17 protein-coding genes are annotated in these 18,889 nt (G+C 59.3%); 8 read left to right on the plus strand and 9 right to left on the minus strand.

Features of this window, described 5'->3' with window-relative positions; all coding sequences use genetic code 11:
- Positions 1 to 47 precede the first annotated feature (47 nt).
- The 7 genes from tssG to ACVOKO_RS01680 form a co-directional block, all read right to left on the minus strand.
- Positions 48 to 1,133, minus strand: a complete 1,086-nt coding sequence (gene tssG, locus ACVOKO_RS01650; RefSeq protein WP_346496648.1) for a type VI secretion system baseplate subunit TssG — start codon at positions 1,131 to 1,133, stop codon at positions 48 to 50.
- Positions 1,097 to 2,932 carry a type VI secretion system baseplate subunit TssF gene (tssF, locus tag ACVOKO_RS01655; RefSeq protein ID WP_346496650.1) on the minus strand — a complete coding sequence of 612 codons (1,836 nt, stop codon included), beginning with the start codon at positions 2,930 to 2,932 and terminating at the stop codon, positions 1,097 to 1,099. Before tssF ends, tssG begins: the two co-directional genes overlap by 37 nt.
- Positions 2,932 to 3,423 carry a type VI secretion system baseplate subunit TssE gene (tssE, locus tag ACVOKO_RS01660; protein WP_057628615.1) on the minus strand — a complete coding sequence of 164 codons (492 nt, stop codon included), beginning with the start codon at positions 3,421 to 3,423 and terminating at the stop codon, positions 2,932 to 2,934. The genes tssF and tssE overlap by 1 nt, the downstream gene beginning before the upstream one ends.
- Before the next feature lie 120 nt (positions 3,424 to 3,543).
- On the minus strand, positions 3,544 to 4,041 hold the full coding sequence (locus tag ACVOKO_RS01665) for an Hcp family type VI secretion system effector (RefSeq protein WP_057628616.1): 498 nt from the start codon (positions 4,039 to 4,041) through the stop codon (positions 3,544 to 3,546).
- Between the two features lie 146 nt (positions 4,042 to 4,187).
- On the minus strand, positions 4,188 to 5,678 hold the full coding sequence (tssC, locus tag ACVOKO_RS01670; protein WP_346496653.1) for a type VI secretion system contractile sheath large subunit: 1,491 nt from the start codon (positions 5,676 to 5,678) through the stop codon (positions 4,188 to 4,190).
- A gap of 3 nt (positions 5,679 to 5,681) precedes the next feature.
- A complete protein-coding gene (tssB, locus tag ACVOKO_RS01675) occupies positions 5,682 to 6,182 on the minus strand; it encodes a type VI secretion system contractile sheath small subunit (RefSeq protein ID WP_057628618.1) in 501 nt (166 codons plus the stop codon).
- Between the two features lie 32 nt (positions 6,183 to 6,214).
- On the minus strand, positions 6,215 to 6,934 hold the full coding sequence (locus tag ACVOKO_RS01680; protein WP_346496655.1) for a tetratricopeptide repeat protein: 720 nt from the start codon (positions 6,932 to 6,934) through the stop codon (positions 6,215 to 6,217).
- Positions 6,935 to 7,080: 146 nt separating this feature from the next.
- Here ACVOKO_RS01680 and tssJ point away from each other — a divergent pair, with 146 nt between their 5' ends.
- The 8 genes from tssJ to ACVOKO_RS01720 all read left to right on the plus strand — a co-directional run bounded on the left by tssJ (position 7,081) and on the right by ACVOKO_RS01720 (position 16,812).
- Positions 7,081 to 7,692 carry a type VI secretion system lipoprotein TssJ gene (gene tssJ, locus ACVOKO_RS01685; protein WP_346496759.1) on the plus strand — a complete coding sequence of 204 codons (612 nt, stop codon included), beginning with the start codon at positions 7,081 to 7,083 and terminating at the stop codon, positions 7,690 to 7,692.
- A gap of 212 nt (positions 7,693 to 7,904) precedes the next feature.
- Positions 7,905 to 9,239 (plus strand): type VI secretion system baseplate subunit TssK, encoded by a 1,335-nt coding sequence (tssK, locus tag ACVOKO_RS01690; protein WP_346496657.1) that lies wholly within the window; start codon positions 7,905 to 7,907, stop codon positions 9,237 to 9,239.
- The gene (gene icmH / locus ACVOKO_RS01695) at positions 9,239 to 10,030 is read left to right on the plus strand and encodes a type IVB secretion system protein IcmH/DotU (protein ID WP_062167678.1); all 792 of its coding nucleotides are present in this window, start codon (positions 9,239 to 9,241) and stop codon (positions 10,028 to 10,030) included. Before tssK ends, icmH begins: the two co-directional genes overlap by 1 nt.
- 10 nt (positions 10,031 to 10,040) lie before the next feature.
- The gene (locus ACVOKO_RS01700) at positions 10,041 to 12,902 is read left to right on the plus strand and encodes a type VI secretion system Vgr family protein (protein WP_346496659.1); all 2,862 of its coding nucleotides are present in this window, start codon (positions 10,041 to 10,043) and stop codon (positions 12,900 to 12,902) included.
- A complete protein-coding gene (locus ACVOKO_RS01705) occupies positions 12,899 to 13,411 on the plus strand; it encodes a hypothetical protein (RefSeq protein ID WP_346496661.1) in 513 nt (170 codons plus the stop codon). The genes ACVOKO_RS01700 and ACVOKO_RS01705 overlap by 4 nt, the downstream gene beginning before the upstream one ends.
- 11 nt (positions 13,412 to 13,422) lie before the next feature.
- Complete coding sequence (locus ACVOKO_RS01710; RefSeq protein ID WP_346496663.1) at positions 13,423 to 15,303, plus strand: LysM peptidoglycan-binding domain-containing protein; 1,881 nt, start codon at positions 13,423 to 13,425, stop codon at positions 15,301 to 15,303.
- On the plus strand, positions 15,227 to 16,015 hold the full coding sequence (locus tag ACVOKO_RS01715) for a M949_RS01915 family surface polysaccharide biosynthesis protein (RefSeq protein ID WP_346496665.1): 789 nt from the start codon (positions 15,227 to 15,229) through the stop codon (positions 16,013 to 16,015). The genes ACVOKO_RS01710 and ACVOKO_RS01715 overlap by 77 nt, the downstream gene beginning before the upstream one ends.
- Positions 16,016 to 16,293: 278 nt before the next feature.
- Positions 16,294 to 16,812: a DUF7738 domain-containing protein gene (locus ACVOKO_RS01720; RefSeq protein ID WP_346496667.1), complete on the plus strand. Its 519-nt coding sequence runs from the start codon at positions 16,294 to 16,296 to the stop codon at positions 16,810 to 16,812.
- Between the two features lie 187 nt (positions 16,813 to 16,999).
- Here ACVOKO_RS01720 and ACVOKO_RS01725 read toward each other — a convergent pair whose 3' ends face one another.
- Both ACVOKO_RS01725 and ACVOKO_RS01730 read right to left on the minus strand, forming a co-directional pair.
- Complete coding sequence (locus ACVOKO_RS01725; RefSeq protein ID WP_346496669.1) at positions 17,000 to 17,608, minus strand: imm11 family protein; 609 nt, start codon at positions 17,606 to 17,608, stop codon at positions 17,000 to 17,002.
- A gap of 273 nt (positions 17,609 to 17,881) precedes the next feature.
- Entirely contained in the window at positions 17,882 to 18,427 is a 546-nt protein-coding gene (locus tag ACVOKO_RS01730; protein ID WP_346496671.1) for a DUF4303 domain-containing protein, read from the minus strand.
- Positions 18,428 to 18,889 lie beyond the last annotated feature (462 nt).

The following is an 18,889-nucleotide window of genomic DNA, read 5'->3' on the forward strand; positions in this document are numbered from 1 at the left end:
GCTGAAACCGTTCAATTACCATCGGCGTTGCCGCCAACGGCGCGTTGTCATTGCAATGTATGGATGCCATAGGTGGTGTCATCCCGCGCGCCGGCTTGGCCGCGTGTGCACATATAGCTGTCCCATCCCAGGCGCGCACCATTTCCCAGTGCGCTGCCTTGGACATCCTCTGCGCGCAGTACCAGCCGCACTTCGTACTCCAGCGTCCCGCCGGTCAGCAGCGACAGCCACTTGGCCAACGCCAAGGCCGCGTTGCCGCCGGGCAGGAAATCATCAAACGCCTTCTTTGAAAGCGGGCCGATGCGCAGGCGCAGGCGCAGGTCGCGCTGCCATACACGGTCACCGGCCAGCGCGCTCGCACCCAGAACGGCATTGGCCTGGCCAAGCCGCGTCGCCTGCCCCACCGGCACTCGATACCAGGCGCCTACAAACTGCTCGACATCGAGCGGCACTTGGAAGTAATCGGACAGCACGCGCTGCATCAGCGCCGCCGAAACCGGCCGCTGGCGGATGGCGCCAGCGTAATAGGCCACGGCCTGATCGAAAATATCGCCTTCGCCATCGTGCAGGCGGTCGCGCAGCTCGAGCATGCCCATGCCAAGCAGCGACAACACCAAAGGCAGGAAGCGTTCGCGGCGGTCAAGCTCATACTGCAGCGCCAACCGGTGCTTCTTCCAGGCTGCATAGTGCAAAGCAACCGCACGCGTGGAGAAAATATCCAGGAAGGCACGCGCGGTGCGATCGCGCTCGTACAACTCGCGGATCTGCAAGGTCTCGGTGTAATGCAGCGGCAGCGCACCCGCCGTCCCCAGCAAGCCCATGAATTGCGGCGTCAGGTGAACCTCGCCCAGGGTTTCGCTGGCAAGCGCCTGCTCGATGGCATCGCGCTCCTGCAGGCGGTCACCGGCCAGCGAATACACCTCTCCATCGGCCGACAACTCGGTCGCCGGGAAGCCCAGCGACAGGTTGTTGCGGAAACGCACCCGCATCGGAATGGCCTGGCCAGACTTCACGCCCTGCCGCTCGAAAATCTGCTCAAGCAACCGCACCGCCTGGAAGAACTCGAAGCGGTGTGGCTCGGCCAGCAGCTGCTGGGCTACGCCAGGATCGATTCGCCGCTGCGCGCTTGGCATCGGACGATCTCCTCCCCGCTGTCGCCGGAAATCAGCACCAGTCGGGTGAAACTGTTGGCATGCACATACAGTGCGAAGAAGTGATCCATCACCTGCGCGAATGCAGCCACGCCGGTGCCGACAAAATGAGCCTCATTGATGGTCAAACGAATTTCCAGGCCGCGCACCACCGATGCGAACTGGCGCCCGGACATCCAGGTGGTTGCAGGCACCTGCTCCAGCGCCAGAATCCCGTCCACCTGGCGCGCGGAAACATTGCTGCCGGACATGTCGTACAGCCGCAGCATCTCCTTCAACGCAGCCAAACCGCTACCGCTCAGCGACAGCTGGTTCAGCGACAGATGCGAAATCAGACGCCATTGCGCGCTGCGCCCATGACGGAAGCGCAGCGGCCGCGACGGTTTGCGCAGCAGGGTAATTGCGCGTGCAGGGCTGCCGCCTTCGATGCTCAGATCGCCACCGGCCACGCCGTGGGCAAGCTGATGCGGTAGATCGCGGTTGCTGCAGGTCAGCTCAAGGCTGACCGTATCGGTCTGCGGCAGCACCGGGTTGAACGAGAGGTCGACGAAGCTGATTTCCATCTCGAAACCCGGGCTCTGCCGTGCAATGTCTTCATCGTGACGGGCAACCCAGTACTGCCCGGTCCGATCCGGGTCTTCACCGTGATGCAGCGAATAGAACGGCCGGAACTCGTGGATCGCCTCGCCCTGCGGCGTCTGCCGGATGCGGTGCACCGAATCGATGGAATGCACTTCATAGGCAAACGCGCGGCGGGCATCCGCCAGCACCGGATAGTTCACGGTGCGATGGGTCACCCGGATCGGCTCACCGTTGATCCTGAAAAGATTGACGATGGGCGTGCACCCGAGCCGCACGTTATGCGTTCCGATATCCTCCAGCACCATCGCGTTGCTGCGCTCCTGCTGACCGGCAGGCAGGATCAGGTGCAAGGTGAAACGGCGGCTGGCACCGGCACTGGTTGCGGCCAGGTCAAGATCAACGAAGCCGAACTTCTCCGGGTAGGCAAACAGTTCGGTCAACAGACGATAGGCAGGATGCGAGCGTGCCGGGAAGTCGATCAGCGCCTCATTGTCGGCAAAGCCTACCGGCGTGATCGGTACTGAATCCAGTCGCCGCCAGCGGCCGTCACCATCGGATTCAACATAGGCCGCCTTCACCCCCAGCAGCAGCGCGTCGCGCAGCGCTGCACGAACCGAAGGCTCGCCGTCCAGGAAAAGCCGCAGCTTGTCGGTGCCCAGCTGGCCAAAACCAAGCTGATCGGACAACAGCTGGAAACCCAGGGAAATCTGCGCGCCACTGCCGGCCGGCAGTGCTGTCGCCATCGGCGCATCAGCGACGGCACGATAAGCCACCGATGCAATGCTGATCGGCGCCAACACCACGTCATAGCTGGTACGGAAATCACAGGGAACGCCGCGTACCGCCCGGCTCTGCAGCGAGGTACCGCGCGGCACCCGCACCGGGGCACTCAGCTTGGAGGCCACGCCATCCATGTCGAAATAGGCAATGGCGCACGAAGGAAATGGGCGCAGGTAGTGCGGGTAAAGCACATCCAGCAGTGCATCGGTAAATTCGGGGTAATCATCATCGATGCGTTTTGACACGCGTGCAGTCAGCAGCGCGAATGCCTCGATCAAACGCTCGACATGCGGGTCCTGGCTGCCATCAGCAGACAGCTGCAGGCGGCCGGCAATCTTGGGGTAACGCTCGGCGAACTCGCGGCCGTAACGGCGCAGGTAGGCAAGTTCACGCTCGTAGAAGGGCAGCAGATCCTGCATCAGAGCGCCTGTTGGGTGCGCCGGGCGCGGGTGACCTGGTACTGCAGCGTCGATGGCTGCAACATTGCATCGAAACTCACCGGCTCACGTGCAGGCTCCAGATCCAGCAGCGCGTGGATGGTGAAATGCAGCCCGCCGGCGAACTGATTGCCCGCGTCAAGCTGCACACTGACGTTCTTCAAACGGCGCTCGTGGCGGCCAACAGCCTGCTCCAGCGAGCGGCAAATGGCGGAACGGTCATAGGCATTGGCCAGGCTCATCGCCGAGAAATCGGCAAGCCCATAGGTCAACAGGGACTGGCGGCAGTTCGGGAACTCCGCCATATCGCTTTCCTGGAATGCGGCGCGCGAGTTCAGCAGCCCCTCCAGGTCGCGGGCGATGGATTCCTTGTATTGCTCAAGCGATACGGACTTGAATATCGGCCCGGCACCCGCACTGCGCGGGTTATCGTCAAACAGTTTTTCCAGCAGGCTGGGTTCGAGTCCCTTCATCGTTGTTTCCGGTAGCTAGGCATCCGTGCGTAAAGGCAGCGATGCAACTGCAGGGCCTTTCCTGGCCATGCCGGGATTGAGACTGCGATGGCGCTTAACGCGCCATCGCAGAACACATCATCAAACGGTGTAGTTCGGGATGTTCTTGGTTGCGCTCCACTGCGCCACGGTCTTGCCACCAACGCCGCCTTCCGGCTTCTGCTGCTGGTAAGTCCACTTGATGGCACCGAAGCTCAACTGAACCACTTCCTGCGGCATACCTTCCTTGTCAACCGTGGTGGTGACGCGGTGTACCAGCACGTTCAGCAGCTCGACCAGGTAGTAATTGATCGCGTTGCCGTCCTTGTCAGCGCGCATGAATTCAACGCGTGCCTTCGGGAAGGTGGTGCCGTTTGCGGCGGCCTGGTTAAGGGCCGTGGAAGCGAGGTCGATCGACTTGATGATTTCGATCGGCGACAGATTCACGCGGGCTGCCGTGGTACCACCGGAGGTGGAGGCAGTGGCCGAGCGAGGCTGCAGCAGATCCTGCGAGAAGGACTGGATCTCGATCCAATCCTTGTGCTTGTCGTCGTGCGACTCACCCTTGATGGTGTCAATGGAAAGAAAAGCATGTTGCATATCTGGTCTCCTAAATTCCGTTCTTCCGTGAGATTGTTTGCCGAGCGGGGGCTCGGCGGTTGAGGGGGGCTTCGCCCTCTAGAAATATGCGCCACTGCGGGGTGGGGACCGAGGTCCCCTCCCGACGCTACAGCAACATCAAAACGTTACGACTTCTTCGCGGATGCCGGCAATTCGGCAACCAGACGCAACGAAACAGACAGCTCATCGAGCTGGAAATGCGGCCTGATAAAGGCCACCGCGCGGTAGACACCGGGCTTGCCCGGCACTTCCGAAACCTGCACAGACGCTTCACGCAACGGGAACTGCGCCTTGGCTTCCTGGCTGGCGTTGTCGTCCAACAATACGTATTGGGCGATCCACCGGTTCAGGAATTCCTCGACGTTGCCCGCAGATGCGAAGCTGCCGATCTTTTCGCGCATCATCGCCTTCAAGTAGTGAGCGATGCGCGAAACCGCGAAAATGTACTGCAGCTGCGCAGACAGGATCGCGTTGGCATTGGCCGAATCGGTGTTGTACTTCTTCGGCTTCTGTGCCGACTGCGCACCAAAGAAGGCGGCGTAGTCGGTGTTCTTGCAGTGCACCAGCGGCATGAAGCCGAGGTCACTGAGTTCTTTTTCACGACGGTCGGTGATGGCCACTTCGGTCGGGCACTTCAGTGCCACTTCGCCGTCATCGGTACGGAAGGTATGGGTGGGCAGGTCTTCGACCAGGCCGCCACCTTCAACACCGCGAATGGCCGCACACCAGCCGTAGCTTTCAAATGCCTGGGTCAAACGCGCGCCAGCTGCATAGGCGGTGTTGCACCACAGGAACTTGCTGTGATCGGCCGCTTCGATTTCCTCAACGAAATTGAAGCCTTCAACCGTGGTGCCATCCTTGGGGTTGTACGGCAACCGGCCGAGGAAGCGCGGCAGCGTCAGGCCAACGTAACGGCTGTCCTCGCTCTCGCGGAAGGACTTCCATTTGGCGTATTCGACGGTGTCGAACACCTTGGCCAGATCGCGCGGCTTGCCCATGTCGGTGAAGGTTTCCAGGCCGAACATGCCTTCACTGGCAGCGGACAGGAACGGTGCGTGCGCTGCGGCAGCCACATGCGACATCTGCTCGATGAAGTACATGTCTTCCGGCTGGCGGCCCAGGTAGTAGTCACCGATCAGCGCGCCGAACGGTGCACCACCGAAGGTACCGAATTCTTCTTCGTAGACCTTCTTGAACAATGCGCTCTGATCGAAATCGATAGCGGACTTGAAGTCCTTGACTAGGTCCTTCTTCGGCGAATTGAAGACCTTGATCTTCATGTTCGGGCCGGTAGAGGTCTGCGAGCACAGGTAGTGCAGGCCGCGCCAGCTGCCTTCCAGCTGCTGGAATTCCGGCGCATGCATCACCGCACTGAGCTGCTCGGAAATAATCCGGTCAATCTCGGCGATACGCGCGTCCAGGGTCAGATTGAGGTTGTCGGACACCACCACGGTGCCGTCCATGACCTCCTGCGCCAACGCGGAGATGATGTCCTTGGCACGCTCGTGCTCGGTGCGCGACTTGGCAACCTTGCTCTTCTCGACGATCTGATCAAGCAGATCGACTTCTTCGGTAGCCGCGGCAGGCGCGGACAGTTGTGTGGCTTCAGCTGCCATCGCTTACTCCTCCTTTGCCGCGCCGAGCTTCTTCAGCTGCTCGGTGTTGTTGAGCACATCGGTCAACAGGTCTTCGAGCTTTTCATTGCCCGCCAGCTTGTTGCGAAGATCGGCCAGTTTCGTGCGCGACTCGAGCAGGCGACGCAATGGATCGATCTGCTGGACCACCGACTCCGGGCGGAAGTCTTCGATCGAGTTGAACTTCAACTCGACGCCGAACTCGCCACCACTTTCGCTGACCTTGTTGGGCACGCGGTAGACCGCGCGTGGGCCGGCCGCTTCCATCACTTCGTCGAAATTATCCAGATCGACGTTGACGAACTTGCGGTCCTTGACCTTGGGCAGCGGATTCTCCGGCGTACCGCTGAAGTCACCCATCACACCAACCACAAACGGCAGCTCTTTCTGCTCGATCGCGTCGCCCTTCTCTACGTCATAAGTAAGCTGCACGCGCGGCGGCCGGATCTTCTGTAGCCGCTTTTGAACGCTGTCCTTCTTGGCCATGGGTGTCTCCTGACTGGTCCTGTTGATCCGGCTTAGTTGCCAATGTTCTGGAAGGGATCGGCGCCCGTGGCGCGCGGCTGACGCGCAGCCGGCGGCGTAACCGTTGCCGGTGCTGCGACACGCCGGCCACCTGATGTGGAACGCGACGGCTGACGCACAACACGCGTCGCCTTCGGCTTACCGGTTTCTAGAATTGCGTCACCCATGGTGGAACGCAGCGTGGTCACCAGCGTCTGCGCTTCGCGCTGTGCGGTTTCAGATGCCAGCGCACCGCGCCCATCCAGGCGCTGCAGCGATTCATTGGCAATACGAAAACCGGCGACAGTGAGTACACCATCGGCAACAAGGTCATCAGGATCGCGCTGCAGCACTTCTTCCGCTGCAACGATGGCGCGTGCATAGCGGTTCTGATCGAATTGCAACTGTGCAATGCGCACCCACGGCTCTTTGCGCGTGGGGTCAGCCTTGGCCGCAACCTCGAATGCACTGATCGCTGCATCGGCGCCTGCCGTAGAGACCTGTGCCTCGGCATTTGCCAAGCTTACGTCGAAAGGAATTGCTTCTTTCTTGGCCGTTGTTTCGCATGCGGCCAACCCCGACAACATCGCCAACGCCAACACCGAACGACACGCTGCCGCCCCAAACATCTTCACATCCATAGTGATTCCTTCGTCGAAATAAGTTCCTAAAGGGAGCCGCATTTCCGCCGATACAACTCGCGGGAATCCAGTCCCAGCGGCGGCAGTGTACATTCGGGAATGCGCGCCGGTATAGTCATTTTCGAAATCGCGATTTGTTTGCTCTGAACATTTCCTTCACATCGACGTGCTGCACTTGCATCCCGATGTAGTCATTCGACCGCTGTTTTTATGGCGCCCATCACTAAATGAATGCGTACATGAGCAAACTTCTGCGTGTTGTTTCAATCACAACTTTTTCCCTTATTACTACCTTCGCGTTAGGCGGTTGTGCGTCGGGCAGCAAACTGGGCAAGGCCGTGGACAGTACACTGCAGGCCGTTGGTCTGCGTGAAGCCAAGCCTGAGAAACCTCCTGTAATTCCGTTACAGATCTACGCCGGGACAAATCTCAATGCCGGCAATGACAAGCGTGCGAGCGCTGCGGTATTGAAGATCTACCACCTGCGCAGCGGGCAGCGTTTTGAACAGGCTCCGTTCAATGCCTTCCTTGATCAGGCCGGGGAACAAGCGGCACTGGGCGCGGACCTGCTGTCGGTCAATGAAGTGGTCCTGACACCGGGTGTACGCCAGCAATTGTCCGAACAACTTAGTGACGGCACCGCAGTAATCGGCGTGGTTGCACTGTTCCGTTCACCGGCTGAAGGGCGCTGGCGCGTGGCCTTTGATGCACGCACCAAGAATCTTCCCAATGACGGCATAACCCTCGGCGTGCACGCCTGCGCATTGACTACCGACAGTACCGCGCTGAGCAGCCGCATCTCTGGCGACTCGGGCAGCCTGGCGTCGGTCCGCTGCGCCGGAGCACGTTGAACGTGCGATGGTTTTCGCACGCTCTTCAACATTGCCAGCCAAGCATGCGCTAGTATCTTTCGCGTTGAAACCGCATGAGGCGGTGGCAAACGGGATGTGAATGGAGTTTTCACATCGGCTGCCAGCGCAGCGATTATGTGACTTGAGCGCCATGCTCGATGCAACGCGCCAACGGAATTTCCAAGGATTGAAATGTGGCTTACGTAAGCAGGATGTCGAAGGTTTTATGGGGTGAAGGCTTGTTCCTTCGCCCGCAGCACTTCCAGCGTCAAGACGCCTATCACGAGGCGCGCCTGCAGGATCTGTCGCAGACTTTGCACCCCTATGCGTGGGGCGCACGGCGTGTGCGCTTCGACCCGCATGCACTGGCCGGCGGCACCTTGCGGCCACTCGATCTGTCCGCTGTTTTTCCGGATGGTGAAAGCTACGACGCGCCGGTGCACGACAGCCTTCCCGATGCCGTATCGCTGCAGGACCTTCCTCCGGGGGTACAGGCAACAATCGTGTATCTCGCATTACCGCTATTGCGTGATGACGGTCGCAATTGTGCAGATGCCGAAGGCAGCGTGCTTGCGCGTTATCGCCAGGCCAATCGGGTTTCGGATGATTTGTTCACCGATGCCGCCGAAGCTGAATTGGCATATCTCAGCAAGGCAGTGAAGCTGCTGACCGATGACCAGCCCAAGGATGCCTACGCAATCGTGCCGGTTGCACGCGTGCGCAGAACGTCCAGTGGTGGTTTCGAACTGGACGATGAATTCATTCCGCCCTGCGCGCAGTTGCAGGCATCGCCGTTCCTGCATCGCGAGTTGCGCGCCGTCCTGGATGCGCTGCAGGCCAAGGTAGATGCGCTGTACGGGCTGCACCGGCAAACCTCGCAGAACATCATCGAGTTCCGCTCGGGCGATATCGCATCGTTCTGGCTGCTGCACACCATCAATTCCTCCTTCAGCGCCCTCGCCCACCTGCTGCATCATCCGCAGCTGCATCCCGAGCGCCTGCACCAGGAATTGCTGCGCATGGCCGGCGCCCTGCTCACGTTTTCCAATACCTATCAACTCAACGACCTGCCGGTGTATCGCCACGATCAACCGGAGGCTTCGTTCCGCAAGTTGCTGGAAATCGTGCGTGCATTGCTGGAAACCGTGATCTCCACACGCTACTTCAAGATCGCCTTGAACGAGATCAAACCGTCCTACCATCTGGGTCGGCTGGATTCGCAGCGCATCGATGGCGAAGCGTCGTTCTACCTTTCCGTTTCGGCCTCCATGCCAGCGCAGGACCTGATCCAGACAGTGCCTATCCGCTTCAAGATCGGCGCGCCGGATGACGTTGAGAAGTGCGTACTTTCCGCGCTGCCAGGGGTAAAGCTCACCCACGCGGCACAGGTGCCGGCTGCAATTCCGGTACGCCCCGGCAGCCATTACTTCGAGATAGATGCACGCGGCGCGCTGTATGAACGCATGCTCAAATCGCAGTCGCTGATGATCTATGTACCCTCCGGCATTGCCGACCTCAAGCTCGAACTCGTTGCGGTGACCACCTGATGAACTCCCATCTGCCTCCGACCCCGGGCCCGATGCCGTCACTGACCGGCAATGCCGCCATGGCCAACAATGCACAGATCTCCGCAGCGCCGCAAAGCCTGCAGGATCTGATGTCAGACGGTTTCTACCTGTTGCTGCTGCTCAAGCGCGGGCAACTGCCCAACGATGCCGAAGGTTTCGTGCAGACGGTGCAGAAGTTCCTCGACAGCGTCGAACGCAATGCGATGCGCCTTGGCATTGCCGCTGAAGATGTCTACGCCTCCAAGTACGCCTTCTGCGCAGCCGTTGATGAGGCCATCCTCTCGCAGCCGTCCGCATTGCACGAAGTGTGGGAACGCAATCCGCTGCAGCTGCGCATGTTCGGCGAGCACCTTGCTGGCGAGCACTTCTTCGACAAACTCGAAGAACTTCGCCGTCAGGGCGCACCGCGCTTGCCGTCGCTGGAGGTTTACCACTACTGCCTGCTGATGGGGTTCGAGGGCAAGTACCGCCTCGAAGGCACCGAAAAACTGGGCTATCTCACCGCGCGCCTGGGCGACGAAATCGTCTACCTGAAGGGCAAGCGGCATGGCTTCGCGCCCCACGCGCTGCCGCCGGACAACATCCGCAACCAGCTGCGCCGGGTAATTCCGTTGTGGCTGCCGGCCGCCGTAGTTGGCTGCTTCGGTGTACTGGCCTTCATCGGCCTGCGCACCTATATGGGCCACGATACGCGCCAGCAGCTGGCTGCCTACAACAACGTCGTGCAGATGCCCGAACGCACTGCGCACATCACGATCACCTTGCCATGAGCCTGTCGATATGGACGTCCCGAGCTCCTCGTTGTCTGTCGCACTCGCCGCGCTTTCACATCACGACCGCCTGATCAAACTGCAGGCCCCACATGAGGGCCTGGTGGTTGAGCGCTTCGAGGGCCAGGAAGCCCTGTGCGGCGAGATGCGGCTGCAGATCGACTGCCTCTGCACGGATGCCTACCTGCAGACTGACAGCTGGCTGGAGCAGCCGCTGACGCTGCAACTGCAGCTTGCCGACGGCTCCCATCGTCAATGGCATGGCCTGTGTACCGACGTCGCACAGTTGGGCAGCGATGGCGGCTTGGCGCGCTACCAGCTGGCACTGGAACCCTGGACCGCACTGCTGCGCCTGCGCCGCAATGCGGTGATCTTCCAGGATCTGGATATACGTGCCATCTGCACGCAGGTCTTTGATGACTACCCGCAGGCGGACTACCGCTTCGATGTTGAAGCTGTGCTGCCGCAACGCGAGATCACCACCCAGTACCGCGAGACAGACTGGGAATTCGTCAGTCGGCTGCTGGCCGAAAGCGGCCTTGCCTGGCGCATCGAGCAGGCCCAGGACGGCGACGGCGCGCATACCTTGGTGGTGTTTGAACCGCAGGCCGAGCTTCCCGACATCGGCAACATCCGCTTCCATCGTGTTGCCGCCAGCGAATCCAGCGATGGCATCACCCGCTTCGCTGAGCAGCGCCAGCTGGTCCCCAACAACAGCACGGTCGCCAGCTGGCACAGTGACAAACTCAACGCCATCGCAGCACAGGCCAGTGCGGACGGCGGCGACGTTCCGCCATTGGAAGTTTATGTACAACCCCGCGCGGGCCGCTTCAACGACTCCAGCTGGGCGCAGAGTGAAGCACAGGCGCGACTGGATGCGTTGCAGGTCGCGCAGCTTCTGCACAACGGCAGCAGCAGCGAACGACGCATGTCCGCAGGCACCCGCTTCACGCTGAGCCAACATCCACAACACGAAGGCCCCCAGTTCCAGATCCTGGTGGTCGCCCACGCGGCGGTCAACAACCTCGACAGTGGCATTGCCGAGCTGCTCGGCAACAGCGAGCTGGAACGCGGCAGCTACCGCAACCAGTTTCTGGCTACAGACGCCAGCGTTCCCGTCCGCGCACTACCGCACGACCGCCCTGCCCTGCACGGCCCGCAAACCGCACGGGTAGTCGGCGTGGCCGACGCCGCACTCAGCCCAAACCGCGAGCATCAGGTTCGCGTCCAGTTCGGCTGGCAGCGTGGCAGCACGCCCAATCCCGGCGGCTTGAGCGAAACCGGCTGCGCGCAGGCCGGGCACGCGCCGGGTGATCACACCAGCGGCAGCTGGGTATCGGTTGCCGAATGGGTGGCAGGCCCCAACTGGGGAACCGCCTTCCTGCCGCGCATCGGCAGCGAGGTGCTGGTCGAGTTCCTGCACGGTGATATCGATCAACCGCGCATCACCGGCCAGCTCTACAACGGCAATGTCGCGCCGCCGTTTGGTGGCGGCATCGATGAAGATGCCAAGCACCCCGGTGTGCTCAGCGGCCTGCATACACAGGCCCACGACGGCAGTGGCACCCAGCAATGGGTAATCGACGACACGCCGGGCCAGCTGCGCACGCGCCTGCACAGTTCATTGGCTGACAGCCGCCTCGAGCTCGGCTACCTGATCCAGCACCAGGACACCGCACGCGGCGCGCTACGCGGCGAAGGCTTCGAACTGGCCACCCAGGGCTGGAGCAATGTGCACGCCGCCGAAGGTCTGCTGCTGTCGGCCAGTACACAGGAGCGTGCCGCCTCTACGGTGATGGACAATGCCGAGGTGGTTGCACAGCTCAAGGGCGCCGAGCGCAGCCTGGAGCAGATGCAACAGACCCTGCAGCAACAGCAGGTGCCCGGCCTCAAGGCGTGGCAACAGACCGGTCAATTGCGTCAGCAGATCGACCCGGCCGCCGACGGCCGCTTCCAGGCGGTGGTCAACGGCCAATCCCAGTTCAAGCCCAACGATGGCCGCACACCCGGCGATCAGCCGGTTGAGCGCTTCGCCAAGCCGGTGCTGCTGGCCGAGGCGCCAAACCATATTGCCTGGACCACGCCCGCAAGCGCGATTGCCTTCGCCGGGCAGAACCTGCAACTGACCGTACAACAGGACCTGCACGCCAGCAGCGGCGAAACCATTGCTGCCGTTTCCGGCGGCCAGGTTTCACTGTTCGCGCAGGGCGGCCCGGTGCGGTTGATTGCTGCCAACGGCCCCGTCAGCCTGCAGGCCAACGACGGCGAACTGGAACTGCTGGCCGACCAGGCCATTACCGTCACCGCCACCGATGCACGCATTGATGTGCTGGCCAAGAGCAAGATCGTGCTGCAGGCAGGCAGCAGCGCGATCACACTGGAGGGTGGCGATATCACCTTCAGCTGCCCGGGCGAGTTCAAGGTCAGGGCCGGCGAACATCCGTTCATGGCTGGCAGCAGCGATGCACCGGCCTTGCCGGCACTTCCCGCCGGCCTTTTCTCGTTCAAGGAAAGCCTACGTTTCGCTCTGGAGGGCAGTGATGCGTTGGCCGCGGACCTGGGCTGGAAAGGCAAACCGTTCCGCATCAACGATGCCGATGGCAAAGAAATTACCAGCGGCACCCTTGGCGAGGATGGCCGCCTGCCACGCGTCATGGCCGACGGTCTGGGTCGCCCTTTGACATTGCAGGTTGGCGAGGATACTTGGGACAAAATTGTCCCCAGTGCAGGATTGCCGCCAGAGAATGACGGGGACAACCCTGACTTCGAAGGCGTAGATCCATTCCTTGGCCAGCCAAGCGACCCACCCATCGGCTCGCTCACTTCTGAGCAGATCCTCGAACTCCTCAACGAATCTCCGGCATCCACATGAAGATATCTTCGCTCCTCATGCTTCTGTGCCTGAGCTGGGTACCGGCCGCCCAAGCGCAACAGTACGCCTCCGGCAACACCGACATCAGAACCTCCCAAGGCACCCTGCGCGTCAACTCAGGCTACGTCAGCCATTTCAATTCCCACAGCTTTCACGTCTACACTTTCCAGTATCACCCTGCGTCCGATGGTGCGACGTGGAATCAGCTGCCACTACTACCAAGCTCCGAAGCGCCCCCTACCGAATTCCTTGTCAAAGCCACGGCTACCGCAGACCTTCCGTTGCGCGACGCCCGCGTAGTCGTTGAGTCAAATGACGTTGCCTTGTACGTCGCACAATTGAAGTTCAAGACAACTCCGTACGACGAAGACAGCACTGTTGAAATGTACCGTTATCTCCTGAAGCAGCAAACAGATGAAGAACGCTGGGTGTGGGTGCTCGACACCACCCGGCTGCTTCCAAAGGGCGTGAATGTCACGCAGGCGTTGACAAGAATTTCCAATCGATAGGCGGATACCGGATGACCACCTATATCAGCGCAGCTTTCGACAAGGACACCAGGACCGTGGAGTTCACCGCCGACACGGGCGACAAGCTCATCCGCAGTGGCGGCACGCTTGCTTGGCTACTGAACAATCCAGGCAATCTGCGGCCCGGCGGCAAGTACCAGAAAATGATCGGCGAGGCCGACACCAAAAGTGGGAAATTCGCCATCTTTCCGACTGCTGAAGACGGATGCGAAGAGAAGCGAGCCCTGCTGCGACGCAAGTACAATGAAATGACATTGCACGATGCCATGCATGTCTACGCACCAGAGGAAGAGAACGATACTGCTGCCTACCTCGCGTTTGTCCGGAACCGCTCTGGTGCTACTGACGACACCGTCATCAAAGACATGACACCGGCGCAGTTCAACGGCATGGTCGGCGCCATGGAGCAGTATGAGGGCTTCAATGCCAATGCAGATTCGCGCAAAGAACGCATCGTTCACGCTACTCAAGTCACGTTGTCAGACGGTGCCAGGCCATTGCCTGCCACCCCCGTTATCGTCCGCAGCAGCGCCACGGGTGAGAGGAAGGCTTCTACCAACCAGAATGGTGTACTCCCGACTTTCGTTACCCGCCAACCAGGCGAATTGATCGAACTGTTCCTGGACGAATCCGGCAAGCTCGGCACAAAAATTGGCGAATTTGCTTTGCAAAAAGCCTCTTCCTCGCTGATTTTTGCTCGCCAGCTGATGACCATTGGTGGCAACTCACAACCCCATAACCCTGTCCGTACTGCCGATGGCAAACGTGCTCCCCTGCGCTACGTGGTGCAGCCGGGCGACACGCTCGCTTCAATCGCGGCGCGATTCAAGACATCCGTCGGCGAGCTGACAGCAAACAACCAGATCCGCAATCCCAACCGCATCTATCCAGGCCACGTTGTTTGGATCTACGGCAAGCCGCAGACCACAGCTGCCAATGACCCCGGACCGGCGGCCCCACCCAAGCCACAGCCCATCGTGTACAGCGTCCGGTCTGGCGACACGATGGGCAAGATCGCCGATCAACATGGCACCAGCGTGCAGGCTTTGATGGCAGCCAACCCCTCCATCACCAACGCCAACCGGATCAGTCCCGGACAGAAGCTGACGCTACCGGCAGGCGCGAAGCCCACTTCCAGCGGAACACGTGCTGCGGATAATGCGACTGGCGCCCGAGCCACACCCCGTCCTTCGTTGATCAGAACCAACCCCCGCACACCGCCGTCAGCGATCAGCCGCAGCGCGTCGGCACCTGCCTTGCAAGCGCGCGATACCCGTAGCCGGGAAGGCCAAGGCCATCCCATTGCGATCATTCCTTTTTCGCAAACGCGTGCGCCGTGGATCGAACACGCCTACACCCAGGCGAGCAAGTGGGCGGGAAAGAAAGAAGCCGTGATCAGCCAGACTGTGAACTTCCATTCCGAACTTGGCTACGGTCGGCAATTCACTAGTCTGGCAGGTAGCTCCAACGCTTGGTGCGCCTCGTTCGTGAACTGGTGCCTACGCAGCGCGGGTTATCCCATTTCTTCGCCGCACCCATACCGTGCGCGGTCCTTCGCCGCGGATACTATCAATTTTAGCCAGATCGCCGAACCCGTGTATGGCGCCATAGGTCTGGTAGGAACTTCGCACGTCGGTTTCGTCTATTCGATAGAGCGCGAGCGGCCTGTTCTACTGGGCGGGAACCAGAGCGATCAGATCAACTTCGTCCGATTCAACCCTGCGACCCTGCGCTATTACGTACCGACAAGCTATCTGCCCTTCGCTCAGAAGGAACTAAAGGAATCCAAGCTCGATGAACTGGCTGCTGCTGATCTCAACACCGCCCTCGGCATCGTCGTCGCCAAAAAAACCGGGGGCAATACGCGCTGACACAGTTCTGTTAGCGCCGGCAGTGGCGCTTCTATCGGTATTCGCCACATTAGGCTGTAGTTCACCCACGTCATTTGACACAGCCGAAGTCTCACAAGCAAAGGCAATAGCTGCGGTGGAGCCGGAGCGCATGGTTAGCGTGCAGGTACGCCCCGATCTTCCTCTAGACCAACTGAAAAGCATGTTCAAAGGCACGCTTGTAAAGCAGCTCGCATTCGACGACAAAGATGGTCACGGACTACTTCTGCTTTCACACAGTGAGGAAACACTGCAAGAGGACGCCACTGAAGAGTACGTCGACCGTATTACCTTGATTGCGGAACAGTTCATTCGCATTACCCCTGACGCACCATGGACCTCGCGCTGGCAGGTTGAGCAGCCCACCTCATGCGAAGGCCTTGATCTGGAAGCCGACTATTTCCTGGAGCAGACGCAGGCAACAGACCTGGATGAAGATGGCCGCGCAGAGCTGACTTTCGCCAGCCACAGTTTCTGCGGCGGAGGCATCGACTCCCAGCACCTGCGTATCGATGTACGCCAAGGTGATCAGCAACACTTTGTGGTGAACGGCGACTCACTCGTGGAGATTGAAGGCGACCCACCATTCGGTGGCGAACGCCGTGATGATCCGAACGTAGCCAAAGCATCGACGCCACTTCGGGCACACCTGGACAACGTCTGGACGGCGATCAAACGCGGATCCACTTATTGAACAGAGCTCACCCAGACCAGGCAGTCGTTCACCACCAAAGTTCTTGCCAGGCGCATGCGCATAGTTGCGCCAGCGACCGGCAGCCGGGACAACATCGCACACGTCTACAAAGACATTTTCAGCAAGGACAACAAGGCCAAGTGACACAGCAAGACGTCAGCAGACGCCTACTCACAGCCGCCATGCTTGGTATCGCACTCGTCGGCTGCGATGCGAGATCTTCCCGTTCTCAGCCTCCCGCGGCAGCAACTACCGCCGCAGCTGCCAGCGCAGGACCTGTGATCGAAACCACGCCCACTGGTTTGATCTATCAAGGCAACGCATTGAATCTCGGCGCACCGATGAGCGAATGGATACAAGCGCTGGGCCAAGACTATCGAAGCACCCAGCCTAGCCCCGGCCTTACCGTTCTGGTTTGGGACAAGCTTGGCATCCGTGTCTATCCCGACAACGGCAAAAGCCCCAATGCCAGCATCGTCACCATTGTCCTGAACCATATGGACCGCGAAGCTGCTGGCTTTGAAGTCGCTGCGCCCGGCACCGAGCTGGAACCACTAAGCGTCTTCATTCAGCCGCTGTCCTTGCAAGGGTTGGTAATCACGAACCGAACGACACTGCGCGATCTGCGAACTGCAGGTGGTCAAGCTTGGGATTTCAGTTGCACCAAAGGTGTAGCCACGTGCTTCACTCACCGCACCGATCTTGCGCCGGACCAGCTATCCATCGCCTTCGCCGTCGATGGGCGCATCGAAGACAGCGTGATTTATGCGGTGGAGTTACAGAGGGTTGCGGAGTAGTCCGGCCCATCAGCACGAATCATATGCCACCAGCGGCGTTCTGGGTGGAAACAGCCTGGCCTGCCGCTGCGGCAAATTGGGATTGTCTTCGGCTCCGAAGAATCAACCGCGTAGACGCAGGTAGCCCCTGATGAGCCAGCATCCAATTCATGATCTGACCAAACGGCTAATCTAGATTGGTAAACAATCAACCCCAGAAGTCACTCTTCTTATAGCTCGTGATGTCTTCGAACTGGATGCCCGCAAGCCCCGCCTGTTCGCAAGCCTCGCGGAACGCGTCATTGCAGACTAGTACGTGACCAAGGTCCAAACACTTGAACGCGGCACTGTCAGGAATTTTGCCTTCATCTACAACGAAATTTTCAACGGTTTCGATTACGGGCACATCCGGAAAGTACTTGTAGTGCACAACCTCTCCGGTCTCCAAGTCCTTCTCAAGTTCGTAGTCGGAGCGCTCCCAATCAATCACCGACGCCCACGCGGACCAACGCAGATAGAAGTATTTCTTTTTCGACTTTTTCCTATCTGACAGCAGCACATCCACCGCAACAAATTCAACTCCGATGCCGAAATTACGACATATTTCCATAAATCGTTCGGACGCCATCCCGCACGTACCCCAGTAATCGAAATCCAAGAAATCATGCTTGGCTTGGTAAACGTAGCCGGTTCCTGGATCAACCGCGGAAGTATGCGGATTGAACGCATTCCATGACCAGCCCTTGTTCAACCTCCCCTTCAGAACAATGGGGCATCCCGGCGCACCCGATACATAATTCAAAATATATAGAGACATTGCTCATCCCATCCAAAAAATCACGTTGTCTGCGTTGCGCTTGAATACTTGCGCCGACTTGTAATGACCCGCTGAGAACCAGCTCAGGCGTTAGTTTCCCCCAAATGACGGCCTCCAAAATCTTGAACCGGTCTAAGGTAGAAAAATCGGCGCGCGGCACCACCTGGTGGACGCGGCCCGCTCATATGAATTTCTTCCGGATAGTGCTTCGTGAAAACGCCTAGTCTTCGTCGCATATCTATGCACAAATCCAACGAAAAATTCGTCCAGGCGTCAGTCCTCAGAATCTTCCGCAGCTTCATCAAACCAGCTCAAATACCCTGAAGAATGAACATCATTAAGCATTTCAACAAAGCTTATATTGTCTGAAATCGGCGGCATGATCTCCACAGCTAGCAATAACTGTTCCCTAGACTGGTTTTTTGAAAAAAATCCTTCTTGATCCAATCGCTGCAAAGCAGTCTCGAACACACCTAGGCGAAAGCTCAGCTCAGCTTGCCATTTCGCGAGCCCAAGCTGCTGAATTGATGGCCGTAAATTAAAAATATCACGAAGCGGAGAGAATAATTCACCGTGATAATCACAATAAGGTGAATCAGCATAAGACCACTTGACTGCACGCGCAAAACCGATATCTCGCGACCGAAGTTCTGCCTCTCTTTGCAAAGCCTCCCGCGACCACGCCGACAACGTTGGGCCGAAGCCTTCTTCGGTAAAAAAAATAGTTACATAATAAAAGGATTCATTACTGGAGAACAGGTCATTACACACACCTCGAACTGCCCAATGAGCAAGATCATACAGATCGCTGTCATTCATGAGATCACTAAATATTTAGCCTCTACACCCGGCGATAATTCGACTCCCGTAGCTCGAAGCTCACGCCTTTCAGCGGTTGCATCAAGCTCGACAAGGCAGATAAGGCAACCACTCTGAGTCCATACCGTCGAGACAACAAACTGGAAGGCCCTAAACGCCTCTATCGTAGACACCCCCAACGGCTGGCGTCGGTGTTGAAGGCCATCTTTTGGCCGAGCGGATCAACCGTGGTGGTCAAGCGCTCGGCCGCGTCATAGCTACAACGCCTTGCCTGGTCCAATAGTCGACTTCCTCGACGACGCAATCAAGAGGGTCGCGGAGTAGCTAATAGGTCTCACCACACTGGTTGATAACACCGATCAGCTGCTCTTCGCTGTCATAGCGGTGCTCCACCGCGTAGCCAGATTGGCCTGCTGGCGGCGACCAATCTGGCCTATGCTCACGTATTCCAGCCTGGCCCGC

This window comes from Stenotrophomonas sp. STEN240 (assembly GCF_056756175.1).